The following is a 23,137-nucleotide window of genomic DNA, read 5'->3' on the forward strand; positions in this document are numbered from 1 at the left end:
CAAGGATCCCTCAATGCGTAAAATTACCCTTGTTTCAACCGCCACCGCTTTCGCCCTTGCCCTAGTAGCCTGCTCGCCGGCGGCTGAAGAGGCTCCTGCTGAAGAAAGCACCGAAACTGAAGCGGCTGACGAGACCGCTGTAGCTGGCGTTCTTGACGCCAGCACCGCAACTGCAGCAACTCTTGCTGCTGTTGAAGGTGTGTCCGAAGAACTTGCCGCCGCGATCGTGGCAGGCCAGCCTTACGCCTCGGTTGCCGACTTCAATTCTGTCCTCACCGCAACTCTTTCTGAGGAAGAGGCTGCGACAGTTCGTGCCAATGTGTTCGTGCCGATTGATCTCAACACCGCAACACGAGACGAGATCAACCTCGTGCCCGGTATGACGGACCGCATGGCGCACGAGTTCGAAGAATATCGTCCTTACGCCGAAATGAGCGATTTCGACCGCGAGATCGGCAAGTATGTCGATGAAGCAGAAGTCGCACGCTTCCGTCAGTACGTGACGATCAGCGACGCTGCAGAATAATCCTGACGATCTCGATGGCGGCCAGAATCCCCAAGTGGATATAGGCCGTCATCGGATCGAAAGCGGTCAGCGCCCAGTGCACGAACACAAGAATCGCTGCCGGATAGACCAGACGATGCAACCTCTTCCAGGCCCGCTTGAGCGCGCGCATCGACACATCATTTGATGTGATGGCGAGTGGCAGGAACAACGCCAAAGCAATCCAGCCTGTCAGATATTGTGGCTGCAGCGCCTCTGCCGTGATGTTCTCAAGCAAACCCTTGCGCCACAGATAGATAATCGTGTGCTCCATCGCGTAGGCAAAACTTGCGACACCGATATCGCGCCGTCTGCGCATCAACCATTGCACCCATCCCGTCTTGCGGAAAGCGAGGCGCAGCGGCGTGACGGCGAGGGTCACAAGCAATAGCCACGCAGCCCAGTCCCCGCTTTCGGCAATGGCATGACCGTAACCGTAGTCCTGCGGTGTCAGCCCCCAGCGCAGCAGCATCAACGCACCGGGAACGGCAAGGACGAGCCAGAGAAACGGTCGCGATTTGAGCAAGGACATGACGTTCCAATCGCCGAGCACTTGTGCTCCGTCAATCACAAGCTTGTCTTGCATCCCCTGCCCTCGCCCTCCATCTACGCGGCATGCCAGAAGCAAATCTGAAAAACATCGCCCTGCTGATTGATGCGGACAACGCCAGTCATGCAGGCATCGACCCCGTGCTCACCGTTTTAGCCGAGCTGGGCCAAGTGAATATCCGCCGTGCTTACGGGAACTGGGCCAAGCCTGCGCTTTCCAACTGGAACAAGATCACCCACCGCTTCGGCATCCAGCCGATGCAGCAATTCGATCTGACCAAGGGCAAGAATGCCACCGATATCGCAATGGCGATCGATGCAATCGACCTCCTCAACGCAGGCAAGGTCGATGGGTTCGGGATCATGAGCAGCGACAGCGACTTTACGCCACTGGTCACGCGGCTACGGCAGGATGGCCTGATTGTTTACGGGTTCGGCGGCGCAAAGGCTCCCGAAGCTTTCCGCTCTGCCTGCACACGTTACATCGATGTCGACCAGCTGATCCGGACCAATTCGCGCGACGACAAGACCGAGAACAATGACGCGATCGATCAGGAGTTGATCGAACTGCTGGGTGAAGCTTGGAAAGCAGCGAGCCGTGATGATGAAGGCTTCGCTCGTCTGCACGAAGTAGGACAGATTGCCGGAAATCGCTCCAGCTTTGACGTGCGCAACCACGGCTACAAACGCCTGTCCGAAATGATGCGCGCGGCGAGCGACAACTTCAAGATGGAACGACGCGACGACAAGCAGCTCTATGTGAAGCGCCTCAGGTAAGCCCAGATCGCAAAGCCCTTATTGAGCGTCCGTTGCGGCGTCCGGGATAGAATCCGCGCATTCTTCAGCGGAACCTTCGCAGCGCACAGTCCTGGAGTTTGGTTCTCCGACCCCATCGGCGGGAGCAGTGACTTCTTCGAATACAGTCACCTCGCGGGGACCAAATAGGGCCCACGCCACCGCAGCAATAAGCAAACCTGCAAGCAGCCCCGCCGCAAATGCGTATCGGAGCGCGACTGCCGGATAGGCCTTTTCCGACTGGAGTTCGGGTGAGCGCAGCGCAGTTTCCCTCGCATCCACAGGTAAAGCTGCGGGAACAACCGTCAATCGATAGCCCTGCCTTGGTTCGGTGCGAATAATCTCGCGGTTGCCCAATGCCTGTCGTAGCTTTGATACTGCTTGAGTGAGCGCCTCATCACTCCCCTCATCACCCCAGACAGCATCGAGCAGCGCGTCACGGCTGACAATTTCACCGGCATGTTCGGAAAGGTGGTCCAGCAACCCCGCGATTCGGGGCTCAAGCCGGTACTCTGCACCGTCACGCATCACCAACCTTTCGTGAGGCTGATACCGCGCATCGCCGATGGCATAGTAGCCATGCGGTACAAGTGCCGTTGAATTCATTTTGAAACCTCTCGAAACACTGAACGCAGGACCCGTGAGGCCCTTTTCCCGCAACATGACTTCCGATGACAAACGTAGTCAATATGGAAGGATAGAAAATGGAATCTACGCGAACGATCCTTGCAGCGGCGCTTTTAACCGGCTGCGCGCCTGCAGCAATGGCGCAGGGAGTTTCAAATGAAACAGTGTCCGCAAGTCAGAGCCAGCAACCTGCCGAGCTCGTCGAACGGCTGACTCAGGCAACAGCCGAGCTGGAAGAAGCCGGTTTCTCGGGATTTCTTGCTGTGGCTCAACCCGGAATGGCTCCGGTTCTGGTCAATGCTGGCGCGGCCGATCCTGCGACCGGACAAGCATACGACCTCGAAACGCAATTCGATATCGGATCAATCACCAAGCCCCTGACCGGGCTCGCCGCATCCATGCTTATTGCGGATGGCAGGTTGGACCCAGAGGCGACGCTCGCCGACTATTTCGATAATGTTCCGGCAGACAAGGCGGGCATCACGGTGCACCAGATGCTGACCCATTCTGCCGGGTTTGAAGATGCACACGGCTTCGACCGCCGCCCGCAATCGCGCGATGAAATGGTTGCAGAAGCATTTGCCCACACCCTGCAGTTCACACCCGGCGAGCGGTATGCCTATTCTAACACCGGGTACTCGCTCGTGGCGGCGATTATCGAGGACGTGACGGGTAAGGATTATGAAGATTTCATGGTCAGCGATGTCCTTGAGCCTCTTGGCCTCACCTCGACCGGCTATCACCGCGTGCTTGATCCTACACGCACCGACGCAAGCGAAGAATTTGGTCCCATGGCGGAAGCGAGCTGGGGCAATCTCGAGCCTGTCAGCTGGGCGCTGACCGGCAACGGTGGTATGGCGAGCAGTGCAACTGACCTGCTTGGGCTGGGTCAGATGATCGTCAATGGTGGACTGCCCGAAGACGTACTCACAATCTGGACCACACCGCGCGTTAGCGAAGGTGGGGATACCGAATACGGTTACGGAATGGGAACGATGCGGATCGACGGGATTGGCACCGTCGTCTGGCACAACGGCGGCAACCCCGCCTTCCAGACCGAATGGTGGACAATACTCGAAACGGGCCAGACGATCCTCGTCCACCGCAACGGCGGGCCGCCTCTACAGCGGGCACTGAGTGCAGCGCTAGGCGCGGCTACAGGAATGGAGCTTTCGTTAGGCGGTCCAGACGAAGACATTGATTTGACCGAAGGGCCACTCCCTCCTGGGTCAGCACAAGCCGAATTGGTCGAAGCTTTCATCGCCGCCATGGACAGCGAACAAGACTGGAGTGCTTTCGTGCTGGCCCGCATGAGCGCAGCTCTTCTCGAACAAATGCCGTTGGAAGAGCACATGGCTCACTACTCTGGACTCAGCAGCGGTTTACGGTCGGCGGTGGTTGAGGCTCACGCAATAACGGATGGGCAAATCATCACCCATGTCAAAACACCGGATGGGCAAACAACGATACTGGAATTGATGCCAGTACTCGAAGACGGGATGCTCAAGCTGATCGGTATCGGGATCAACTAGTTTGCAACAGGCTGGTGAGGGCCGGCGTGGTTACACTCCGCAATTGGTAGTGCCAGTGCCTGTGTAGACCACCCGGTCCTGCCGATCGTAAAGCCACATTGTTCCTTCATAGGTTGTGTCTTCAATCTCGCCCTCTGCGATCACTTCCTCGATCGCAAGTCGCAGTGAGTACTCGCGACCATTGTAAAGGGTACGCGTGTTGGCAGGGAGTTCGCGTGAGCCCGGATCGGCGGCGAAACGGACCATTTCACCATCGATCTTCATGAAGGCATCGGTTTCCCGAGCGATAACGCGCACACCGAGGCTTGTGCCCGGAGCATAGGCGCATGCGAGGCCTAGCAGATCATTGGCTTCCATGTCGGGATAGGAAATGGTCTCGGGCACTACCTCCTCAATAGGTGGCCCTGCATCGTTGGCCTCACGTACCTGATCGGCCATTACCGCATCTTGCTCGGCTTGCTGTTCCGAAGTGAGCGAGTCACCGCAGGACGCCAGCGCAAGAGCCATCGCCACAACCATCACCCGCTTCATCAATGTCTCCCGAACAGCTTTTCGACGTCTTCCATCGACAGCTTGACCCATGTTGGACGACCATGATTGCACTGACCGGAACGCGGTGTCGACTCCATTTCCCTTAGCAGCGCATTCATCTCCGCCACATTGAGCGTGCGCCCCGCCCTGACCGATCCGTGGCACGCTATTGTCGCCAGAACGTGTTCGATCTTCTCGGTGAGAAGCAATGAAGAGCCGTGTTTGGCGATGTCGTCAGCCAGATCACACAGCAGTGCTTTCGGATTGGCCTTTTTGAGCACGCCAGGGATTGCCCGCACGAGCATGGCATTGGGGCCAAAGCGTTCGACCATCAGCCCGAGCGAGGCGAATTGGTCGATATGCTCTTCGAGCCGATCGCAGTCGGCCTCTTCCAGCTCCACTACTTCGGGAATGAGCAGCGCTTGGCTCGCGGCAACTTTCTCACCGGCGCCGGCCGCGCGCAGACGCTCCAGAACAATCCGCTCATGCGCGGCATGCTGATCGACCAGCACCAGTCCGTCGGCTGACTCGGCGACGATATAGGTGTTCGCAACCTGCCCGCGCGCGATCCCGAGCGGATAGTCCTCTACATTTTCCGGTAGTGCTTCGGCTGTCTCCGCCCGACCCTGCGGCTCAGCGAGAGTTTCCGTCTCACCCGCCCAATCCACGCGTGGCTCCGTCACGTTCGACCTTGCAGCCGGAGCCCAGTCACGGCCAGCGAAGATTGACCGTAAGGCCGGCGAAACTTCATCCTGAACAGGTTCCGCCCGCCATCGCCCCATCGCTCCGCTATCAGGGGCCTGCGCGCTGCGGCGGTCTCCGGTCGACAAGGCTTGCCGCAAGCCACTCACGATAAAACCGCGCACGGCTGCGGCATCGCGAAACCGCACCTCGGTCTTGGCCGGATGCACGTTCACGTCAACATCAGCGAAGGGAATGTCGAGGAATAGCGCCAACACAGCGTGGCGATCGCGCGCCAGCATTTCCGCATAGGCGCCGCGCACCGCGCCGGTCAGCAAGCGATCTTTCACCGGCCTACCGTTGACGAAGAGATACTGATGATCAGCGACGCCGCGATTGTAGGTTGGAAGCCCGGCCACCCCGGTCAGCCGCATCACACCGTCACCACTGGGCCGCTCAAGATCAATTTCGACACCGTTCTCGGCAAGTTCACGCGCGACAATCTGGGCAACACGGACGGCTGCAGTCTGCCCGCCCTGTACAGCAAATATGCGCCGCTCCCCGTGCTCGAACGTGAAAGCGATATCAGGCCGCGCCATTGCCAAGCGGCGTACGACATCATGGCACGCGCCGTATTCGCTGCGCGGTGTGCGGAGGAATTTGCGTCGCGCCGGGATCTTCGCAAACAGGTTCTCCACCCGCACGCGCGTGCCTGGGGGCAGCGCTGCGGGGCCCTCTTCCACTAGCGCTCCATGATCGACAACCCGTTTCCAGCCTTCTGCGCTATCACCGGGACGACTTTCGATGGTGAGCTTGGCCACGCTGCCAATCGAAGGGAGTGCTTCCCCGCGAAAGCCAAGTGTCGCCACCTGCTCGATTGCGTCATCGGGCAATTTCGAGGTCGCGTGCCGCTCCAATGCGAGCGCCATCTGATCAGGCGACATACCGCAGCCGTCATCGGTCACCTGGATTGAACCGAGCCCTCCTTCCACAATTGCCACCGTGATCGAAGTCGCACCGGAATCGATGGCATTCTCGACCAGTTCCTTCAGCGCGGAGGCTGGGCGTTCGACCACTTCTCCTGCAGCGATACGATTTACAAGGGTCTCTGGAAGGCGGCGAATTTGCGGCATCGCACCACCCTAGAGGCCGGTTGCCGCAATTTCGAGGCGAACCGGGGCAAAACTGGTGGATTTTGGACAAATTTTTTGGCGTTTCACGCGTGGGCGCGTTAAGGGGCGCTACTTTCCGCATTTCTGATCGAGTCAGCGCGGATTCGCGCGAGCTTTGCGGCAATTCAAATTACAGGTTTTTCGATGAGTTCTTTCTTCACCAATCTCTTCAAATTCGGATCGCAGAATATGGCGATCGACCTCGGCACGGCAAACACGCTGGTCTATGTTCAGGACCGTGGCATCGTGCTGAATGAACCTTCTGTTGTCGCCATCGAAACAATCAACGGCGTGAAGCGTGTGAAGGCTGTTGGTGACGATGCGAAGCTGATGATGGGCAAGACACCCGACAGCATCGAAGCCATTCGCCCACTGCGCGATGGCGTGATTGCCGACATCGAAATCGCCGAAGAGATGATTAAGCACTTCATCCGCAAGGTGCACGGCAAGCGCACACTGCTGCGCTATCCCGAGATCGTGATCTGCGTCCCATCGGGTTCCACCTCTGTTGAAAAGCGCGCCATTCGTGACGCGGCAAGCAATGCCGGCGCTTCCGAAGTGTTCCTGATCCTCGAGCCTATGGCTGCAGCTATCGGTGCCGACATGCCAGTGACCGAGCCGGTTGGCTCGATGGTTGTCGATATCGGTGGTGGCACAACCGAAGTCGCGGTACTCTCGCTGCGCGGCCTGGCCTACACCACCTCGGTTCGGACCGGCGGCGACAAGATGGACGAAGCCATCGTCTCTTACGTACGCCGACACCACAACCTGCTGATCGGCGATTCCACGGCAGAGCGGATCAAGAAGGAATATGGCGTTGCCATGGTCCCCGATGATGGCGTTGGTGAAACCATCGTGATCAAGGGGCGCGATCTGGTGAACGGCGTTCCCAAAGAGATCAACATCAATCAGGCCCACGTGGCAGAGGCCCTTTCAGAACCAATCGGTGCCATCGTAGAGGGCGTGCGTATCGCACTGGAAAACACCGCCCCCGAACTCGCCGCAGACATCGTCGACCAGGGTATCGTGCTAACCGGTGGCGGCGCGCTGATCGGTGGGCTCGACGATCATATCAAGGAAGAAACCGGATTGCCGGTTAGCATTGCCGAAGACCCGCTCACCTGCGTAGCAATGGGTACGGGCAAGGCGATGGAGGACCCGATCTATCGCGGCGTCCTGATGACCGCTTAAGGGAGCAACTCCAGAAGAAGGGAGCGGGCCGCAATGGCACCGCCTTCGGCACAAAGATCAGGTTCGAACAAGAAGGCGCAGCTTGGCCGCTTCGCCGGCTATGTCTTTGCGAGCCTTGGCGCCACAATTGGCGCGTTGCTCTTGATCATCTCGCTCTGGCGCCCAGAAACGTTCTACGGTTTGCGCAGCATGGCGACAGATGCAGCTGCGCCTGTTGGTGAAGCCGGAGCGACGGGACGCGTTGGCTCACGCAGTTTCTTCGAAGCCATCGCCGGGTATTACGACGCGGGCTCCCGCAATGCCGAACTGGAGCGCGAGAACGAAGTCGCGCGCGTGCGGCTAGCCGAAATGCGCGCGCTGGAGCAGGAGAACGAGCGGTTAAAGGCACTTCTCGGGCTGAGCGAAGGCGAAATCACACCCGTTGCCACGGGCCGACTTATCGGTTCGAGTGCGGCAAGTACCCGGCGGTTCGGATATCTTGCGGCTGGTCGTGATCAGGGTGTGGCGGTGGGCATGCCGGTTACCTCCCCAATGGGCCTTGTTGGCCGCATTCTAGAGGCCGGAAGTGATACATCGCGCGTACTTCTCCTGACCGACGTCGAAAGCATCGTCCCCGTCCGCCGGGCGACCGATGATGTCGTCGCATTTGCGGAAGGCCGCGCTGACGGTTCGCTGCGCATCCGGTTGATCAATCTTGGCATCAACCCGCTTGAACAGGGTGACATCTTTGTCACCTCTGGCGCGGGTGGACTTTTCCGCCCCGGAGTAGCCGTGGCCGTGGTAACCGAAATCACAGACGATGGTGCAATTGGTCAGCTCTTGAGCAATCCGGCTGCCACCGATTTCGTGATCGTCGAGCCGATCTTCGAGCCGGAGGCGATTGAAGCTGCAGACGCCCCTCTGCTCTCAGAGCAGGTCGCGGAAGACTGATGGAGCGGCTTAACCCCAATTCGCGCAGGGATCAGTTCGGTAGCAAGATCAATCGGGTGCATTCGCCCGTTTTGGCCTATGGCGTTCCGTGGCTGACGATCCTCTTGGCTTCGCTGGCACCCATGTTGCCTCTGATTGCCTCTGCTCCGCTTTTTCCGCCACTCGGATATCTCTTCCTCCTTGCCTGGCGCGTGCTGCGCCCCGGAATCCTGCCAATGTGGGCCGGACTGCCGCTGGGGTTTTTTGACGACCTCTACTCTGGCCAACCGTTAGGTTCAGGTATCCTGTTGTTCTCGCTTACCATGATTGTGCTCGATTTGATTGAGTTACGCTTCCCCTGGCGTGGCTTTTGGCAGGATTGGGGCGTCGCAGCGGTCTGCACGGTAACCTACCTGATCCTTGCGGCGATGTTCTCCGGGGCGAGCCTGCCTTGGATTAAGCTGCCGCTCATTCTGCCGCAGATAGTGCTTGCCATCATGCTGTTTCCGGTAGTCGCCCAGATCGTTGCCCTGCTCGATCGCTTGCGCCTGCGCCGCGTCAAGAAGATCGGTTGAGGCGATGGATCGCAAGAACACTTCCAGCTCGCTTCGGCAAACCTTTGGCAGGCGGAGCTTCATCGTGGGCGCAATCCAGGGTGGCATTGGCTGCCTGCTTGCCGCGCGCATGGGCTACATCGCAGTGGCCGAGAACGAAAAGTACACGCTGGAAGCGGAGAGCAACCGCGTCAATTTGAGCCTGATCCCGCCGCGCCGCGGCTGGATTCTGGATCGCAATGGCTCACCGCTCGCCTCCAACCGCGCGGATTTCCGGGTCGACATCATCCCGGAACGGGTGCGCGATCCTGACGCCACCGTCGATCTACTGAGCGAGCTTCTCAATTTCTCCCCCGACGAAACAGAAGACCTGCGCTTCCGCCTTGAAGAGAGCCGCGGCTTTGCAGCTGTTCCGGTTGCCAACGGACTCGAGTTCGACAAGTTTGCGGCTGTGAGCGTCCGCTTGCCGGAATTGCCCGGCGTTGTGCCGCAGCGCGGATTTTCGCGCTTTTACCCCACCGGCGCATCGGTCGGGCACCTGCTCGGGTATGTCGGTGCGCCAAGCCGTGAAGAGTACGAAGCAGAACCACAACCGCTGTTACTCACCCCCGGCTTCAAGATGGGTAAGGATGGCATTGAGCAACAGTTTGAGGCCGAACTGCGCGGCATCCCCGGTGCGCGCCGCGTGGAAGTCACCGCCTCTGGCAGAATCGTGCGCGATCTGGAGACGCGTGACGACGTGCAAGGGGACGCTGTCCAGCTGACAATTGACGGACCGCTGCAGGACTATGCCGCGCGCAGGCTTGGTCTCGAGTCCGGATCGGTGGTCGTCATGGATTGTCTGACCGGCGACCTGCTCTGCATGGCCAGTATGCCGAGCTTTGATCCGAACAGTTTTTCAGACGGTATCGGGCGGCTCGAATACTCAATGCTCAGCGAGAACGAGCGAGTGCCGCTGCGGAACAAAGTATTGCAGGGCCTCTATCCTCCAGGATCAACGGTGAAACCCACTGTCGGCATGGCACTGCTCAGCCAAGGCATCGATCCTGACGAGACGGTTTTTTGCGGAGGCGGTCTGCGGGTCGGAAACCGCGTATTCCGGTGTTGGAACCGCAGGGGGCACGGCCATACCGATCTCGGCAAGGCGATTTATCAGAGCTGCGACGTGTACTTCTATGCGATGGCACAGCGCACCGGTATGTGGCCCATTGCGGAAGCATGCAAGCAATACGGAATGCAGCAGCAGTTCGATCTGCCTGTAGTCAGCCAGTTCTACGGCACGGTCCCCGACCCGGACTGGAAGCTGGAAAAGTACGGACGCGAATGGGCCGCATTCGATACCGTCAATGCAACCATCGGCCAGGGCTATATGCTTGCCAGTCCGCTTCAGTTGGCGGTGATGGCAACCCGCCTCGCGACATCCGAAATGGTCACGCCCCGCTTGTTGATGCGCAACGACAGGCCGCAATTTGCGAGCATGGGGGTCAGCAGCGAATACAAGACCTATGTGCGACAAGCCATGAGCGATGTTGTCAACGGCCCGGGCACAGCAGGCCGGGCACGCCTGCCGGTCGAAGATGTGCTTATGGCCGGTAAAACGGGAACCGCACAGGTCGTTGGGCTGAACATTTCGGACGGTCGCAGCGGCCCGTGGCGCTATCGTGACCACGGCCTGTTCATCTTCTTCGCTCCGTTCGACAATCCGCGCTACGCTGGCGCGGTCGTGATCGAGCATGGCGGCGGTTCGGGCGCAGCCTATCCCGTGGCGCGCGACGTCATGACCTTCCTGCTCGATCCGCAAAGAGGTCTCGATGCGCTTCATGCGCTGGAGGCTCAGTGGGGTGGAACGGCACAGCAACGGCTTGACCGGCAGTATGCAGCCTACGCTGCAGCTCAGGGTGTGGATCTTCCTCCTGCCCCGCCTCCGGTCACTCTCGCACGGCAGGTTGATGCAGAGGCACGCGCTGCGGCGGCGGAACCCGACGAAGCCACGACCGAAGCGGTCACGCCTCGCGATGAGGCCAACCCGCGTTCGCAGGATTCAGTCACGTGAAGGGTCAGATCACACTTCCGGCGCCAATTGCCGACTTTCCCTGGCGGGTGGTAATCCCGCTGACACTGCTCGTCGCATTTGGCGCCGCGGTCCTTCACTCGGCAGCCGGTGGGTCAATGGATCCTTACGCTTCATCCCACTTGATCCGCTACGGCGTGTTTCTGGTCGTTGCACTGGTAATCTCATACTTCCCCCGCGAATGGGCAGGTTATGTCGCCATCCCAGCTTACATCGCCATTCTCGTCCTGCTGGGAGCGGTTGAAGTGGCAGGTCAACTGGGAGGCGGAAGCCAGCGTTGGCTCGAGTTGGGATTCATGCGGCTGCAACCGTCAGAGGTCATGAAGCCGGGCATTGTGCTACTGCTGGCGGCCTACTTCCACAGCCTGCCGGCCGCGATGATCGGGACCTGGCGTGCCATTTTGGTGCCGTTGGGACTAATTGCGCTGCCTATGGCATTCGTCCTCTTGCAGCCCGACCTCGGCACATCGCTCGCCATCGCCTTTGGCGGTGTGGTGGTAATGTATCTCGCAGGCATCCCGCAGAAATGGTTTATCGGCGGCGCTGTCGCAGCGATCGTGGCTACACCACTACTCTACCTTTTTGCCCTGCAACCCTATCAACAGCGGCGCGTCACGACCTTCCTTGATCCCACACAAGACCCACAGGGTGATGGCTATCACATCATCCAGTCGCAGATTGCGATTGGATCAGGCGGAATCTCGGGCAAGGGGTTTGGCGAAGGATCACAGAGCCAGCTCGACTATCTGCCCGAACCGCACACTGATTTCGTTTTCGCAACGATGGCAGAGGAATGGGGGCTGATCGGAGGCTTGTTCGTCTTGCTAATCTTCGGAATCGTGTTGCGTTATGGAATGCTGGTGGCACGCGATGCAAAGGATCGCTTCTCCCGCCTCCTTGCCGCCGGTCTTACCGCGACGATTTTTTTCTACGTAGCCGTCAATCTGCTGATGGTGATGGGCTTTGCACCGGTGGTCGGGATTCCCCTTCCCTTCATGAGCCACGGCGGGTCTTCCATGATGACAAACATGCTCTGCGTAGGCGGCCTGATGATGGTCGAGCGATGGAACCGGCAGACCAATACGGTGATTTAGGCAGGCCGCTGCAATCTCCCTCTTTTCAGCGCGGAGAAACCCGCTATATGAGCGCCTCCCCGCGATTCGTCGCCGGGATCGCCAGCATTATTGCCGGTATGGACGCATAGCTCAGTTGGTAGAGCAGCTGACTCTTAATCAGCGGGTCCTAGGTTCGAGCCCTAGTGCGTCCACCATCCCTTCTCACTCAACTGCTGGCAGATGCCACGAGCTTTGGCGTGCGGTCGCCTTTGCCGATTTTCGGCGCCACGCGGACCTGGTTCTTACCTGCATCCTTGGCAACATAGAGTGCAGCGTCGGCGCTGGAGAGGAGCTCTGCCGATGCGAGCGCGCAGCCAGGCATGGTCGAAACACCGATCGATGCAGAGACCTGGCAGTCGTGAGTCTGGGAAAGCGCCGCAATACGTGACCGAACATTCTCCGCACGCTCCGCTGCTTCACGCAGGTTGCACTCCGGCAAGATCACGAGCAATTCCTCACCGCCATGACGGCATACTATATCGGAAGGCCTGACCGCCCCGACCAATTGCGCAGCAACATCCTTCAACACGGCATCGCCTTTGGCATGGCCATGCTCATCGTTCAGCTTCTTGAAGTTATCGAGATCGATCATCATGGCCGCAGTCGACTGTTCCTTGCGCCGCGCCATCGCCGCAAACCGCTCGAGAGCGTCTTCCATATAGCGTCGGTTGTAGAGGCCCGTCATCGGATCGCGCAGTGACTGCGTACGCAGCTGCTCGCGGAGCGATATATTGGACAGGGCGAGAGAGGTGGAATCCGCCAAGGCACGGGCAATCTTCCGCGCACGATCAACGTTCGTACAATTCCCTCCGCGATCGGCCAGTATCAGCAGCCCGTACACCGTACCGCGTGCAATCATCGGCACTTCGATACTCGCCACTTCGCCTATATAATGGGAGCAGCACAACGCCTGGTCATGGCATTCGTTCAGATGGTCCTTGCCGCGCTTCAAAGCCCAACAGTTTGCCGGAGTGAGCGAAGCCACCGGGTCGTATCCTTCCGGCATGTCCCATGCATTCACAAGATCAAGGCGATCACGCGAATTGTTGAACGCATAGAGCGCCCCGCCACAACCGGGGAGGAGACGACGGCTTGTCGCCCTCAGGACATGGGCGGCGTCGTCATTTGTGTCCGCGCTTTGCAATGTGTCTGTCAGACCGAATAATTCTTCGACCTGCTCTCTCGATTCTTCCATTCGAGCTGCCGCACCTTCCTGATCTGCAATCTCCGCCTGGCGCAGCGATGAGAGAAGGAAGGAGGAACCAATTGCGACCATCAAACTGAACAAGGTCGAGGCGAGGGCGATGGTGAGCAGGCTCCCGTCCACAAGATACTCCATCAAGGAACCGACAACCGCTACGAATAGCGACATGCGCAGCGCCATCCGCGCGTAGACGATAAGTCCGCCTCCGATGATCTCTCTCAAACTCTGGATAGCGTTAGTGTGCACAAAGCTCCCCTTTGGGATCACTCATAGGCGCAGGACATGAACATCACCGCGCAGTTGCACAGGGAATTGTACCTAACTCCTCATACGCACATTATTTGCGATACCGCCTCGACTAGACTCCCAAGCTGATGCATGCCTTGAGAATGCTTCGCATCCTGCACTCTTTCTTGTTGACCCTGCTTTTGCTCATGCTGTCGCCGTCCACAGCAGTTGCCCAGACAGCAGATGATTGGGCATTGGTTGAAGCGCAAGATGTACGACTTGGGCGCATTGCCGGACTCATCATGACCGCAAACGCTTCGCTTTGCCGCGATCTGATGCCGGGGACCGGCATGGTCCTGCACAGTCGGGATCAATATCGCTCGGATGGCGCGGATCGGCGGTTTTCCAATGGCGCAGTTGCCGTTTCGGCGGTGGTGCCGGGCTCTGCGGCTGCACAAGCTGGTGTGGCGCGCGACGACGGGTTGATAGCGATCAATGGCCGGGCAATCAGCGAACTACCTCAACCCGAGACAGGGAACCTGCGGGAACTCGTGTTTGATCTGCTTGCCTCACATCCCGTGGATCAACCACTCAGTCTGACTATAGCACGAGCGGGGGAGCAAAGAACTGTGACGATATCTGCTCCGCCCGCATGCCGAAGCCTTGTCGAAATCCGTCTCGGCAATGGTCCGCGTGCGATTTCTGACGGACGGGTGATCCAGATCCGTTTCGACTTTGCCCGGTCTGTGAGCGATGAAGAACTTGCAGTCATCTTTGCACACGAGCTGGCGCACAGCGTCCTTGAGCATCGCCGCCGGAAGGAAGATGCCGGAATTGCTGTCGGTTTCATGGGAGAATTAGGCCGCAACCAGCGTGCCAACCGACAGGCCGAGGTCGAGGCGGATCGGCTTTCGGTGCATCTCCTCGCCAACGCGGGTTATGATCCGGGGGCGGCTCCGGTTTTCTGGCGCACAGGTAGTGGGCGCGAGTTGGGGGGCGGCCTACTCGGCAGCACTATCTATCCTTCGAACACGGCGCGCGCCGAATTGCTCGAAAACGAGATCGCTATGTACCTGCCGCTAGGGCGCGGGCCAAGCTGGCCCGGTCACCTACTGATCATGCGCGATCGTTCATTCAGCTTGGATTGAGCAATCACCCTACCCGCGCCGCGCCTTCTCCGGCGCCTCGCTGATATCGATGTAATGCCTGTCGAAGTAGGTAAGCGGCGTTGCATCCTCGCGGTGGCTCGCGGCGATGAGCTCTCCCACAAAGATTGTGTGGGTCCCGAAAACGTGTCGATTCGCAACCGAGCAAATCAGGCTCGATTGGGCAGTTTGCAGCACCGGGACGCCATGCTGCTCCTCCCAATCGCCAACCGAAAAACGATCGGCCTCAGGGATCATGAAGTGATCCGCCACATCGCGATTGGATAGGCCAAGCACGTTCACGCAGAACCGCTCCGCCTCTGCCATCGGATCGTGCAGCGAGGCACCACGATTGATGCATGCAAGAAGCGAGGGGGGCGAAAAGCTCAGCGAACTCACCGCAGTGGCAAGAATGCCGTAGGGTTTGCCATCATTGATTGTCGTGACAGCATAGACAGTCGCCGCAACATGGCGCATGGCCTCACGGAAGGAATCTGTCAGCTCGGCTTCGCCTTTTCCTGTCTCCGTCATTCTTGCTCATTGGAGGTGGATTCTTCTTGGCGCAAGAGGCAATTCCCAGAAGGAATGTGATGAATTGCACTTGCGATCACATTTTAATGTGATATGCGGTTTACATGAGCGATATTATCATAGAAAAAGTCCGCAATATCATAGACTCCGGCAAAATGACTCGTGCCGGGCTGGCCCGGGCAGCTGGGCTGCATGCCAATACTCTGCGCGATTGTGCCGAAGATGGGTGGAATCCGACGACTGAGACTCTCAACAAGCTCGATCGCTTCCTCTCCGAAAATGACGATACGCCAGTACTTGTCGGGATTGAGGAGATCATCGACGAGGCTCGCAATGGCCGGATGTACATCCTGGTCGATGACGAAGATCGGGAGAACGAAGGCGACCTGATTATCCCGGCGCAGATGGCAACACCCGCCGCCATCAATTTCATGGCGACTCATGGACGTGGCCTCATCTGCCTCTCACTTGATCGCGCGCGGGTCGACACACTCGGCCTGGAGCCGATGAGCCGCAACAATCGTGAAAGCATGCAGACCGCCTTCACCATCTCCATCGAGGCGAAGGAAGGTGTGACCACCGGCATCTCCGCCGCAGATCGTGCTCGCACTGTCTCGGTAGCGATAGATAGCGGCAAAGGGCCGGACGATATCGTGACACCGGGCCATGTCTTCCCGCTCACCGCACGCGATGGCGGTGTCCTTGTCCGCGCTGGCCATACCGAAGCAGCGGTCGACATATCGCGGCTCGCCGGCCTCAACCCCTCTGGCGTGATCTGCGAGATCATGAACGAAGACGGCTCAATGGCGCGGCTTGATGATCTGATCGCCTTTGCCCGCCAGCACGGGCTCAAGATCGGCACTATCCGCGATCTGATTGCCTATCGCATGCGCAACGATCACCTTGTAGAGCGCGGCGACGAACGCGCTTTCGAAAGCGATTACGGCGGCAGCTGGCGGATGATCACGTACCGCAACAAGGTTTCCAATAACGAGGCCTATGTCCTTCAAAAAGGACATGTTATTCCCGGCGAGCCCACCCTCGCCCGTGTCCACCCGATCTCGGTCTTTGATGATGTACTGGGCGAACCGGGCCCGCGCAAACGCACGCTTCAGCGCGCAATGCAGGCCGTGGGAGAGCATGGTTCGGGCGTCATCGTCATCCTTACCGGGCGCGTCGGTTCAAGCACAAACTGGACCTCGGAAGACGAGCTACGCAACGTCGGAATCGGTTCGCAAATCCTGGCCGATCTGGGCGTGCATGATATGATCCTACTCACCAACTCGCAGCCGAATGTCGTTGCAATCGAAGGTTATGGCCTGAATATTGTCGGCCACCACCCGATACCGGAGTAACATACCCGATGGCCCATTTCCTGATCGTCGAAGCGCGGTTCTATGCGCATCTGAATGACATGCTGATTGCTGGCGCCAAAGGCGCTTTGGAGGCGGCTGGCCATACAGTGGATGTTATCACCGTGCCCGGAGCGCTTGAAGTACCGGGTGCGATTGCGCTCGCAGCGGATAGCGGCAAGTATGACGGCTTCGTCGCCCTCGGCGTGGTGATCCGTGGAGAGACTTACCACTTCGAAATCGTGGCTGAAGAAAGCGCGCGAGGCATCATGGCACTGACGATTGACGGGATCGCCATCGGCAATGGTATCCTGACGACAGAGAACGAGGAGCAGGCGATTGTTCGCGCTGATCCGGCGCAAAGCAACAAGGGCTCAGGTGCTGCCGTGGCCGCGATGCGGTTGCTGGAGCTGCGCGGACAGTTCGGGTGATTTTGCACCACCGCAACCCGGCCATGTAATCACCCCTTCCCCAGCAACCGGAATGTTCCTATTATGTTCCGATGTGCGACAAAGAATCACATCCGGCAGACAAGCAGGCGATCAGTGAACAGAGACCGGGGGCGCAGGCAGCATTCCAGCTTGCCCCTGCTCCTGATCTCGTGCGTTACATGTTCATCGACTTCAACTCCTATTTCGCCAGTGTCGAGCAGTATGACGACCCGTCACTAATCGGAAAGCCGGTCATCGTTACCCCGCTGGATTCCGAACATAGCGGTGCCATCGCTGCCAGCTATGAAGCCAAGCGGCTGGGTATTTCGCGTGGCACCTCGACACTGGAAGCGCGCAAACTCTGCCCTGCCATCGCTATCCGCCCTGCACGCCATGACCGCTACGTGGAACTGCACCTGGAACTGATGCAAGAGATCAACCGGCACCTGCCAGTCACCAGGGTGCATTCTATCGATGAGTGCGTTTGCAAGCTCAGTCGGGAGGAATGGTTTATCAATGGAGCCGAGGCGATTGCACGGAAAGTCAAAGCCGGCATTGCCGCTCGCTTCGGCCCGGCGATCCGCTGCTCCATTGGGCTTGCCCCTAGTCCGATGCTGGCAAAGCTGGCCAGTGATCTGAAAAAACCGGATGGCCTGACCGCTCTCCCGCGTTCCTGCCTTCCGGACAGGCTGCTGGACATGCCCTTGCGTGCCATCCCCGGAATAGGTGCCGGAATAGAGCATCGCCTCAGGAAGGCTGGTGTCAGTGATTTCGCCAGCCTGTGGAACCTGGATCCGCGCCATGCGCGCAAGATTTGGGGATCTGTAGCAGGAGAGCGTTTTCTGTATGGCCTGCACGGCCACGATCTGCCGATCATTCCCGAACCGCAGGAAAAGCGTATGATCGGGCACAGCCGTGTTCTGGGCGGTCGCGACAGGCAACTCGGCCGCGCCCGTATTGTAGCCCGCGCCCTGCTGCTGAAAGCGGCGAGCCGGTTGCGGCTATGCAATCTGCACACCACCGGACTGCATGTCAGGCTGAAGCTCTATCCCGGCGGTTCCGTCGGGCAGGACATACCTTTGCGCGCAACGCAGAATAGCTGGCGATTGCTGCACGCTCTGGATACCGCCTGGCGTGACATGATGTCCGGGCTGCGCGATCACACTGTCGGCAGCAGGCCCAAGCTGGTAACCGTCTATCTCTACGGCCTGTCCTCCTCTCCACCCGATCCGGACCTGTTCGTTCCCGATACCGTGGACCTGCGCGATGCCTGCGAGGCCGACATGTGGCGCAGGATCGATGATCTCAACCGGCGTTACGGTACGGCCAAGGTGATGCTGGCATCACAAAGCGATCTCGATCTGAACTATCTGGGCGTAAAAATCGCCTTCAGCCGTATCCCGGACATGGCAGAATTCGCCGACATCGGGAAAGTACCGTCGTCAAGGCCGCCCTGATATTGAGTAGAAGGGCAACATCGCCGTTTATCGAGTACTGCAAAGCTAGCAGATGGCACGGCGCCTGCAGCCCCCTGCAATGAATCTACAATGGCAATATCAGAACAGTAGTCCGATCCGATGCCTCGACTGCTCCGGTCCCATACACATCTTGCACCAGTGGCGCGTCACATTCGATCACATCGAAATGTGCCGTTGTTGGATTCGGATGCCTCGATCAGTCCCCGGTATTGAATTTCAAAAGCCGCTGAAAGGCTTCGAGCGGCTTCTAACCCTCAGCCAAGCTTGCCGAAGCAGCTCCTACCGGCATAGCGCGCGCTGTCACCCAGTTCCTGCTCGATGCGGATCAGCTGGTTGTACTTCGCCAGGCGATCCGAGCGGGCCAGCGAACCGGTCTTGATCTGGCCGCAGTTGGTCGCGACCGCAAGATCGGCAATCGTGGCATCTTCGGTTTCGCCCGAGCGGTGACTCATCACGGAAGTGTAACCGGCGCGGTGGGCAATATCGACAGCTTCCAGCGTCTCGGTCAGAGTGCCGATCTGGTTGACCTTTACCAGCAGCGAATTGGCGAGGCCTTTCTCGATGCCCATTTTCAGGCGTTCCGGATTGGTCACGAACAGGTCGTCCCCCACCAGCTGGACCTTGTCGCCCACCATGTCGGTCAGCGCTTTCCAGCCTTCGAAATCGTCTTCACCCATGCCGTCTTCGATCGAGAGGATCGGATAGTCGTCGCAAAGCTTGGCGAGATACTCGGCCATTTCGGTGGGGCTGAGTGAAAGGCTTTCGCCCGAAATCTCGTACTTGCCGTCGCGGAAGAACTCGGTCGAGGCACAGTCGAGCGCGAGCACCACGTCATCGCCCGGTGTGAAACCTGCCTTCTCTACAGATGCCATGATGAAATCGAGCGCGTCGCGCGTGCTTGCAAGGTTCGGTGCAAACCCGCCTTCATCACCAACCGAAGTTGCGAGCCCCTTTTCGGAAAGGCCCTTCTTCAGCGTGTGGAAAATCTCGCTGCCCCAACGGACGGCTTCTGCCAGTGTCGGCGCGCCGACCGGCATGACCATGAATTCCTGCACATCGATGGGGTTATCTGCATGCTCACCGCCGTTGACGATGTTCATCATCGGGGTCGGGAGCACGTGCGCTGATACGCCGCCGATGTAAGCCCACAGGGGCATGCCACGCGCCGCAGCAGCAGCCTTGGCCGCCGCCATGCTCACGCCGAGGATAGCATTGGCACCCAGCTTGCCCTTGTTGCTCGTGCCGTCGAGTGCGATCATCGCCATGTCGAGATCGCGCTGGTCTTCGGCATCAAGGCCCAGCAGCATGTCAGCAATTGGGCCATTAACCGATTCAACTGCTTTGGTGACGCCTTTGCCCAGATAGCGATCTTTGTCGCCGTCGCGCAGTTCAACCGCTTCGTGCGCGCCCGTGGATGCGCCTGAAGGCACGCCCGCGCGGCCCATGCTGCCGTCTTCCAGCAGCACATCGACTTCCACCGTTGGGTTGCCGCGCGAGTCCAGAATTTCGCGGCCGTGAATGTCGATGATGGCGGTCATGTAAAAGCTCCTAAAATGCGGTTCAGCAGCCTCCTATATCTCGGAACCTTGCACTGCAACATTCGTTGGTATCTTGAACGTGGGTGTGTTATACCCATAATACATTATAAGGGCCGGTCATTCTGCTCGGTCCTCCAAACTGGAAAGAGACCAAAGCTATGCCTGCCAAGAAGACTGCCAAGTCAACGGCCGCGTCGAAGAAAAAGCCGGCCGCTGCCGCAAAGACCACTACCGAAACCACTGCCGCAACGGACGAAGCGAAGTCGCGCTTTAATGCCGCCATCGAAGAAGCGAAAGCCGGTGGCAAGGCGCTGACCGATGAAGCCAAGCTCCGCGCCGGAGAATACCGTGATCAGGCCAAGGCCCGCGGTGAAGACTGGGCGAGTGACGCCAAGGTCAAGGCCGGTGAGCTTGCTGTTGAAGGCAAGAACAAGGTCAGCGAAGGCCTGACGGGCCTCTCGCGCGTGATCGACGACAATGCTTCCGCACTTGATGAGAAGCTGGGCGCCAAATACGGCGACTATGCCCGCAGCACCTCGCGCGCTTTGCAAGAAAACGCGCAGAAGCTGGACGAGAAGAGCCTTGAAGAACTGGCTGATGACACGCGGGAATCGATCCGCAAAAGCCCGGTTGCCGCTGTTGGCCTTGCCGCAGTCGTCGGCTTCTTCTTCGCCCGCCTGTTCCGTTAAACCACGGTGCAGGTAAGGGACGAGGACATTGCTGTCCCGCCCCCGGCGAGCGATACTCCGCTGACGCCGGACACCGCAGGGGACGAACTGCCCCCGGCAGACACCGCCAGTGATGGCGGCGCTGCCGGGCAGCGTTCGTTTTTCGACGATGCCGAAGCACTGATCGATGATGCCCGCACCTACTGGGAAGCTGAAGTCAGTTACCAGAAATCGCGCGCCGGGTTTGTCGGTAATCGCCTCAAGAAAGCCATCGCCTTTGGCGCGGTGGCGGCGTTCTTCGCCGTGCTGGCGACCATCGGCTTGACCGTCGGGCTGATCATAGCGCTCACGCCGTTTATCACAGCCTGGGGTGCCACGGCGGCTGTTGTGATCGGTTTGCTGCTGATCGCATACCTGCTGGTTCGTGGCGCCGGAAAAGCCTGGGCTGATCTGTCCGAAGCGTTGAGCGAGAAAAGGGATGATGCTGATGGCTGATCTGAAAGACCGTCTGCGCGAAGATCGCGCCATGCGTGATGCGGCCAAAAGTCTCGTCACCAACGACATCGCCAATCTGCGCGGCGATCTGGACGAAAAAGGGCTTGCAGCCCGTTTCGCGTCCCGGATGAAAGAGGGCGCCGAGGGCGTCGTCGAAGAAAGCACGGCCTTTGCGAAGGAAAACCCGAAGCGCGTCAGCAGCGGTTTTGCCATTGGTCTGGGTCTGCTTCTCGCGTGGATCTTCCGCGAACCGCTCGCGAAATTCCTCGATCAGCTGATGCTGCGGCACTGGGACGAGATGCAGACTTCGGATCAAATCGAAGTAGAGCCCGAAAACAATGCGGAAAGCGGGGCAGCAGAACTCGCTTCCCCTTCCCCCCCAATCCGAAACCGGAGACACTCATGAGTGATACCAAACGAGAAGAAATCAAAGCGCGCATCGCTGCGGCGCAGGCCCGCGAAGAAGAACGCGCAGGCACAAGCCTGGTCGTCCGTGCGCAGGAAACCGCCAGCGATGCGACCGATGCATTCACAGGCTTTGTGAAGAAGCACCCGGTCGCTGCTGCAGCGGGCGGTGTGGCCGTCGGCATTCTGATCGCCAGTATGTTCAAAGGCCCGCGCCGGGCCGCCGTCCGCGGTGGTCGCAAAGCAGCCGACTTTGCCGCGATGGGCGCAGAGGTTGCCAGTGGCTTTGCCGCGCAGATGATTGACGACGCCGCATCGCTGGGTCGTGAAGGCGCCCGCCGCGCGGAAGATGTTGTCGATACTGCCGGTGACAAGGCCCGTTCAATCGGTCGCTCTGCCAGCCACAAGGTGGGCGATGCGACCGACGCCGCACGGATTGCCCGCCGCGAAACCGGCAAGGCCATCGCCCGTGCGTTGGGTCGCCGCTGATCGAAAGAAATTATGACAAGCACCTTGCGCGTCCTGCCGGCATTTCCGATAGGGCGCGCAATTGCTATTGAGCCTCCGGGGAACACACATGTCCGAAAATCACGAAAACCAGCTTCTTCACATGGTCATGGGCGGCCGCGTGGTCGATCCGCGTGGCGCTGAATTCCAGGACCTGAAAGATATTCACGTGGTTGGCTTCTACGCCAGCTATGCCGAGGCCGAAGACGCATGGCGCGGCTGGGCACAACGCACCGTGGACGATGCCGAGATGAAGTACGTGATCGTGCATCTGCACCGTTTGCTGGAGCCGGATCTACCCGGCGCCTGATCGTCTAATCGCACCAACAAAAAAGCCCCGCTCCGGCGGGGCTTTTTCGTGCTCATCTACGAAATCAGATCAAACGAATTCGATCTTCTCGACCAGATAGAACTTGTCACCGGCGGGCACGGTCACTTCGACTTCGTCACCCTTGCTCTTGCCGATCAGCGCGCGGGCCAGCGGGCTCTCGTACGAGATACGACCAATCTTGGCGTCGCTCTCTGCCTGGCCGACAATCTGGTACTTCAGCGGCTTGTCGTCTTCATCAAGCACGGTCACGGTTGCACCGAACACGATGCGGTCGCCCGAAAGCGATGCGGGATCGATAATCTGCGCGCGGCTGGTCTTGTCTTCCAGCTCGGCGATCTGCGCTTCGACCTGGCCCTGACGCTCCTTGGCGGCGTGATATTCGGCGTTCTCCGAAAGGTCGCCATGCGCGCGCGCCTCTTCAATCGCATCCACGATCTTGGGGCGCTCTGCCCGCAATGCCTTGAGATCAGCCGTCAGCTTCTCATAGCCCTCGGCCAGCATCGGCACTTTCTGCATCGTATTTCCTGTCTCTTCCTGTGCCACCCGTCAAAAC

Annotated in this window: 25 protein-coding genes and 1 tRNA gene; 18 read left to right on the forward strand and 8 right to left on the reverse strand. The window is 59.1% G+C overall.

Going from position 1 to position 23,137, the window contains the following annotated elements; all coding sequences use genetic code 11:
• The first annotated feature begins 13 nt into the window (after positions 1-13).
• On the forward strand, positions 14-526 hold the full coding sequence (locus tag OOZ52_RS03395; RefSeq protein ID WP_274697068.1) for a hypothetical protein: 513 nt from the start codon (positions 14-16) through the stop codon (positions 524-526).
• Here the strand turns inward: OOZ52_RS03395 and OOZ52_RS03400 are convergent.
• A complete protein-coding gene (locus tag OOZ52_RS03400) occupies positions 507-1,130 on the reverse strand; it encodes a sulfite oxidase heme-binding subunit YedZ (protein WP_274697069.1) in 624 nt (207 codons plus the stop codon). The genes OOZ52_RS03395 and OOZ52_RS03400 overlap by 20 nt on opposite strands.
• Before the next feature lie 29 nt (positions 1,131-1,159).
• Between OOZ52_RS03400 and OOZ52_RS03405 the strand changes: the two genes are divergently transcribed.
• Positions 1,160-1,870 (forward strand): NYN domain-containing protein, encoded by a 711-nt coding sequence (locus OOZ52_RS03405; protein WP_274697070.1) that lies wholly within the window; start codon positions 1,160-1,162, stop codon positions 1,868-1,870.
• Between the two features lie 18 nt (positions 1,871-1,888).
• Here OOZ52_RS03405 and OOZ52_RS03410 read toward each other — a convergent pair whose 3' ends face one another.
• Complete coding sequence (locus OOZ52_RS03410) at positions 1,889-2,494, reverse strand: winged helix-turn-helix domain-containing protein (protein WP_274697071.1); 606 nt, start codon at positions 2,492-2,494, stop codon at positions 1,889-1,891.
• A gap of 98 nt (positions 2,495-2,592) precedes the next feature.
• Between OOZ52_RS03410 and OOZ52_RS03415 the strand changes: the two genes are divergently transcribed.
• Positions 2,593-4,047: a serine hydrolase domain-containing protein gene (locus tag OOZ52_RS03415; RefSeq protein ID WP_274697072.1), complete on the forward strand. Its 1,455-nt coding sequence runs from the start codon at positions 2,593-2,595 to the stop codon at positions 4,045-4,047.
• A gap of 30 nt (positions 4,048-4,077) precedes the next feature.
• On the opposite strand, the gene OOZ52_RS03420 is transcribed toward OOZ52_RS03415, so the two are convergent.
• Both OOZ52_RS03420 and mutL read right to left on the reverse strand, forming a co-directional pair.
• Positions 4,078-4,578: a hypothetical protein gene (locus tag OOZ52_RS03420; protein ID WP_274697073.1), complete on the reverse strand. Its 501-nt coding sequence runs from the start codon at positions 4,576-4,578 to the stop codon at positions 4,078-4,080.
• Positions 4,578-6,392 carry a DNA mismatch repair endonuclease MutL gene (gene mutL / locus OOZ52_RS03425; protein ID WP_274697074.1) on the reverse strand — a complete coding sequence of 605 codons (1,815 nt, stop codon included), beginning with the start codon at positions 6,390-6,392 and terminating at the stop codon, positions 4,578-4,580. The genes OOZ52_RS03420 and mutL overlap by 1 nt, the downstream gene beginning before the upstream one ends.
• Positions 6,393-6,575: 183 nt before the next feature.
• On the opposite strand from mutL, the gene OOZ52_RS03430 reads away from it, so the two are divergent.
• From OOZ52_RS03430 to OOZ52_RS03455, 6 genes are all read left to right on the forward strand, one after another.
• Positions 6,576-7,622 carry a rod shape-determining protein gene (locus tag OOZ52_RS03430; RefSeq protein ID WP_274697075.1) on the forward strand — a complete coding sequence of 349 codons (1,047 nt, stop codon included), beginning with the start codon at positions 6,576-6,578 and terminating at the stop codon, positions 7,620-7,622.
• A 33-nt stretch (positions 7,623-7,655) separates the two neighbouring features.
• Positions 7,656-8,552 carry a rod shape-determining protein MreC gene (gene mreC, locus OOZ52_RS03435; protein WP_274697076.1) on the forward strand — a complete coding sequence of 299 codons (897 nt, stop codon included), beginning with the start codon at positions 7,656-7,658 and terminating at the stop codon, positions 8,550-8,552.
• Positions 8,552-9,106, forward strand: coding sequence for a rod shape-determining protein MreD (locus OOZ52_RS03440; protein ID WP_274697077.1), 555 nt, complete (start codon positions 8,552-8,554; stop codon positions 9,104-9,106). The genes mreC and OOZ52_RS03440 overlap by 1 nt, the downstream gene beginning before the upstream one ends.
• Positions 9,107-9,110: 4 nt before the next feature.
• Positions 9,111-11,138 (forward strand): penicillin-binding protein 2, encoded by a 2,028-nt coding sequence (mrdA, locus tag OOZ52_RS03445; RefSeq protein WP_274697078.1) that lies wholly within the window; start codon positions 9,111-9,113, stop codon positions 11,136-11,138.
• Entirely contained in the window at positions 11,135-12,250 is a 1,116-nt protein-coding gene (gene rodA, locus OOZ52_RS03450; protein ID WP_274697079.1) for a rod shape-determining protein RodA, read from the forward strand. Before mrdA ends, rodA begins: the two co-directional genes overlap by 4 nt.
• Before the next feature lie 100 nt (positions 12,251-12,350).
• Positions 12,351-12,426: transfer RNA gene (locus OOZ52_RS03455), tRNA-Lys, on the forward strand.
• An 11-nt stretch (positions 12,427-12,437) separates the two neighbouring features.
• Here OOZ52_RS03455 and OOZ52_RS03460 read toward each other — a convergent pair.
• Positions 12,438-13,721 carry a sensor domain-containing diguanylate cyclase gene (locus tag OOZ52_RS03460; protein ID WP_274697080.1) on the reverse strand — a complete coding sequence of 428 codons (1,284 nt, stop codon included), beginning with the start codon at positions 13,719-13,721 and terminating at the stop codon, positions 12,438-12,440.
• Positions 13,722-14,005: 284 nt separating this feature from the next.
• Between OOZ52_RS03460 and OOZ52_RS03465 the strand changes: the two genes are divergently transcribed.
• Complete coding sequence (locus OOZ52_RS03465; protein WP_274697081.1) at positions 14,006-14,851, forward strand: M48 family metallopeptidase; 846 nt, start codon at positions 14,006-14,008, stop codon at positions 14,849-14,851.
• A 9-nt stretch (positions 14,852-14,860) separates the two neighbouring features.
• On the opposite strand, the gene OOZ52_RS03470 is transcribed toward OOZ52_RS03465, so the two are convergent.
• Complete coding sequence (locus tag OOZ52_RS03470) at positions 14,861-15,379, reverse strand: flavin reductase family protein (protein WP_274697082.1); 519 nt, start codon at positions 15,377-15,379, stop codon at positions 14,861-14,863.
• A 104-nt stretch (positions 15,380-15,483) separates the two neighbouring features.
• Here OOZ52_RS03470 and ribB point away from each other — a divergent pair, with 104 nt between their 5' ends.
• The 3 genes from ribB to OOZ52_RS03485 all read left to right on the forward strand — a co-directional run bounded on the left by ribB (position 15,484) and on the right by OOZ52_RS03485 (position 18,619).
• Positions 15,484-16,734 (forward strand): 3,4-dihydroxy-2-butanone-4-phosphate synthase, encoded by a 1,251-nt coding sequence (ribB, locus tag OOZ52_RS03475; protein WP_274697083.1) that lies wholly within the window; start codon positions 15,484-15,486, stop codon positions 16,732-16,734.
• A gap of 8 nt (positions 16,735-16,742) precedes the next feature.
• Entirely contained in the window at positions 16,743-17,162 is a 420-nt protein-coding gene (ribH, locus tag OOZ52_RS03480) for a 6,7-dimethyl-8-ribityllumazine synthase (protein ID WP_274697084.1), read from the forward strand.
• 71 nt (positions 17,163-17,233) lie between these two features.
• Positions 17,234-18,619: a Y-family DNA polymerase gene (locus tag OOZ52_RS03485; protein WP_274697085.1), complete on the forward strand. Its 1,386-nt coding sequence runs from the start codon at positions 17,234-17,236 to the stop codon at positions 18,617-18,619.
• Between the two features lie 275 nt (positions 18,620-18,894).
• Here OOZ52_RS03485 and eno read toward each other — a convergent pair whose 3' ends face one another.
• A complete protein-coding gene (gene eno, locus OOZ52_RS03490) occupies positions 18,895-20,178 on the reverse strand; it encodes a phosphopyruvate hydratase (RefSeq protein ID WP_274697086.1) in 1,284 nt (427 codons plus the stop codon).
• A gap of 158 nt (positions 20,179-20,336) precedes the next feature.
• Here eno and OOZ52_RS03495 point away from each other — a divergent pair, with 158 nt between their 5' ends.
• From OOZ52_RS03495 to OOZ52_RS03515, 5 genes are all read left to right on the forward strand, one after another.
• Positions 20,337-20,867 (forward strand): hypothetical protein, encoded by a 531-nt coding sequence (locus tag OOZ52_RS03495; RefSeq protein WP_274697087.1) that lies wholly within the window; start codon positions 20,337-20,339, stop codon positions 20,865-20,867.
• A 6-nt stretch (positions 20,868-20,873) separates the two neighbouring features.
• Complete coding sequence (locus OOZ52_RS03500; RefSeq protein ID WP_274697088.1) at positions 20,874-21,341, forward strand: phage holin family protein; 468 nt, start codon at positions 20,874-20,876, stop codon at positions 21,339-21,341.
• Positions 21,334-21,747, forward strand: coding sequence for a hypothetical protein (locus OOZ52_RS03505; protein ID WP_274697089.1), 414 nt, complete (start codon positions 21,334-21,336; stop codon positions 21,745-21,747). The genes OOZ52_RS03500 and OOZ52_RS03505 overlap by 8 nt, the downstream gene beginning before the upstream one ends.
• A complete protein-coding gene (locus OOZ52_RS03510) occupies positions 21,744-22,235 on the forward strand; it encodes a hypothetical protein (protein WP_274697090.1) in 492 nt (163 codons plus the stop codon). Before OOZ52_RS03505 ends, OOZ52_RS03510 begins: the two co-directional genes overlap by 4 nt.
• An 88-nt stretch (positions 22,236-22,323) precedes the next feature.
• Positions 22,324-22,563 (forward strand): DUF4170 domain-containing protein, encoded by a 240-nt coding sequence (locus OOZ52_RS03515; RefSeq protein WP_274697091.1) that lies wholly within the window; start codon positions 22,324-22,326, stop codon positions 22,561-22,563.
• A 69-nt stretch (positions 22,564-22,632) separates the two neighbouring features.
• Here OOZ52_RS03515 and greA read toward each other — a convergent pair whose 3' ends face one another.
• Positions 22,633-23,100 carry a transcription elongation factor GreA gene (gene greA, locus OOZ52_RS03520; RefSeq protein ID WP_274697092.1) on the reverse strand — a complete coding sequence of 156 codons (468 nt, stop codon included), beginning with the start codon at positions 23,098-23,100 and terminating at the stop codon, positions 22,633-22,635.
• Between the last annotated feature and the right edge of the window lie 37 nt (positions 23,101-23,137).

It is taken from the genome of Aurantiacibacter sp. D1-12 (assembly GCF_028858515.1).
GTDB lineage: Bacteria > Pseudomonadota > Alphaproteobacteria > Sphingomonadales > Sphingomonadaceae > Alteraurantiacibacter.

Coding starts and splice junctions, on each gene's coding strand:
- OOZ52_RS03395 (WP_274697068.1), top strand. CDS start 14: ATGCGTAAAATTACCCTTGTTTCAACCGCCACCGCTTTCGCCCTTGCC.
- OOZ52_RS03400 (WP_274697069.1), bottom strand. CDS start 1,130: ATGCAAGACAAGCTTGTGATTGACGGAGCACAAGTGCTCGGCGATTGG.
- OOZ52_RS03405 (WP_274697070.1), top strand. CDS start 1,160: ATGCCAGAAGCAAATCTGAAAAACATCGCCCTGCTGATTGATGCGGAC.
- OOZ52_RS03410 (WP_274697071.1), bottom strand. CDS start 2,494: ATGAATTCAACGGCACTTGTACCGCATGGCTACTATGCCATCGGCGAT.
- OOZ52_RS03415 (WP_274697072.1), top strand. CDS start 2,593: ATGGAATCTACGCGAACGATCCTTGCAGCGGCGCTTTTAACCGGCTGC.
- OOZ52_RS03420 (WP_274697073.1), bottom strand. CDS start 4,578: ATGAAGCGGGTGATGGTTGTGGCGATGGCTCTTGCGCTGGCGTCCTGC.
- mutL (WP_274697074.1), bottom strand. CDS start 6,392: ATGCCGCAAATTCGCCGCCTTCCAGAGACCCTTGTAAATCGTATCGCT.
- OOZ52_RS03430 (WP_274697075.1), top strand. CDS start 6,576: ATGAGTTCTTTCTTCACCAATCTCTTCAAATTCGGATCGCAGAATATG.
- mreC (WP_274697076.1), top strand. CDS start 7,656: ATGGCACCGCCTTCGGCACAAAGATCAGGTTCGAACAAGAAGGCGCAG.
- OOZ52_RS03440 (WP_274697077.1), top strand. CDS start 8,552: ATGGAGCGGCTTAACCCCAATTCGCGCAGGGATCAGTTCGGTAGCAAG.
- mrdA (WP_274697078.1), top strand. CDS start 9,111: ATGGATCGCAAGAACACTTCCAGCTCGCTTCGGCAAACCTTTGGCAGG.
- OOZ52_RS03465 (WP_274697081.1), top strand. CDS start 14,006: ATGACCGCAAACGCTTCGCTTTGCCGCGATCTGATGCCGGGGACCGGC.
- OOZ52_RS03470 (WP_274697082.1), bottom strand. CDS start 15,379: ATGACGGAGACAGGAAAAGGCGAAGCCGAGCTGACAGATTCCTTCCGT.
- ribB (WP_274697083.1), top strand. CDS start 15,484: ATGAGCGATATTATCATAGAAAAAGTCCGCAATATCATAGACTCCGGC.
- ribH (WP_274697084.1), top strand. CDS start 16,743: ATGGCCCATTTCCTGATCGTCGAAGCGCGGTTCTATGCGCATCTGAAT.
- OOZ52_RS03485 (WP_274697085.1), top strand. CDS start 17,234: ATGTGCGACAAAGAATCACATCCGGCAGACAAGCAGGCGATCAGTGAA.
- eno (WP_274697086.1), bottom strand. CDS start 20,178: ATGACCGCCATCATCGACATTCACGGCCGCGAAATTCTGGACTCGCGC.
- OOZ52_RS03495 (WP_274697087.1), top strand. CDS start 20,337: ATGCCTGCCAAGAAGACTGCCAAGTCAACGGCCGCGTCGAAGAAAAAG.
- OOZ52_RS03505 (WP_274697089.1), top strand. CDS start 21,334: ATGGCTGATCTGAAAGACCGTCTGCGCGAAGATCGCGCCATGCGTGAT.
- OOZ52_RS03510 (WP_274697090.1), top strand. CDS start 21,744: ATGAGTGATACCAAACGAGAAGAAATCAAAGCGCGCATCGCTGCGGCG.
- OOZ52_RS03515 (WP_274697091.1), top strand. CDS start 22,324: ATGTCCGAAAATCACGAAAACCAGCTTCTTCACATGGTCATGGGCGGC.
- greA (WP_274697092.1), bottom strand. CDS start 23,100: ATGCAGAAAGTGCCGATGCTGGCCGAGGGCTATGAGAAGCTGACGGCT.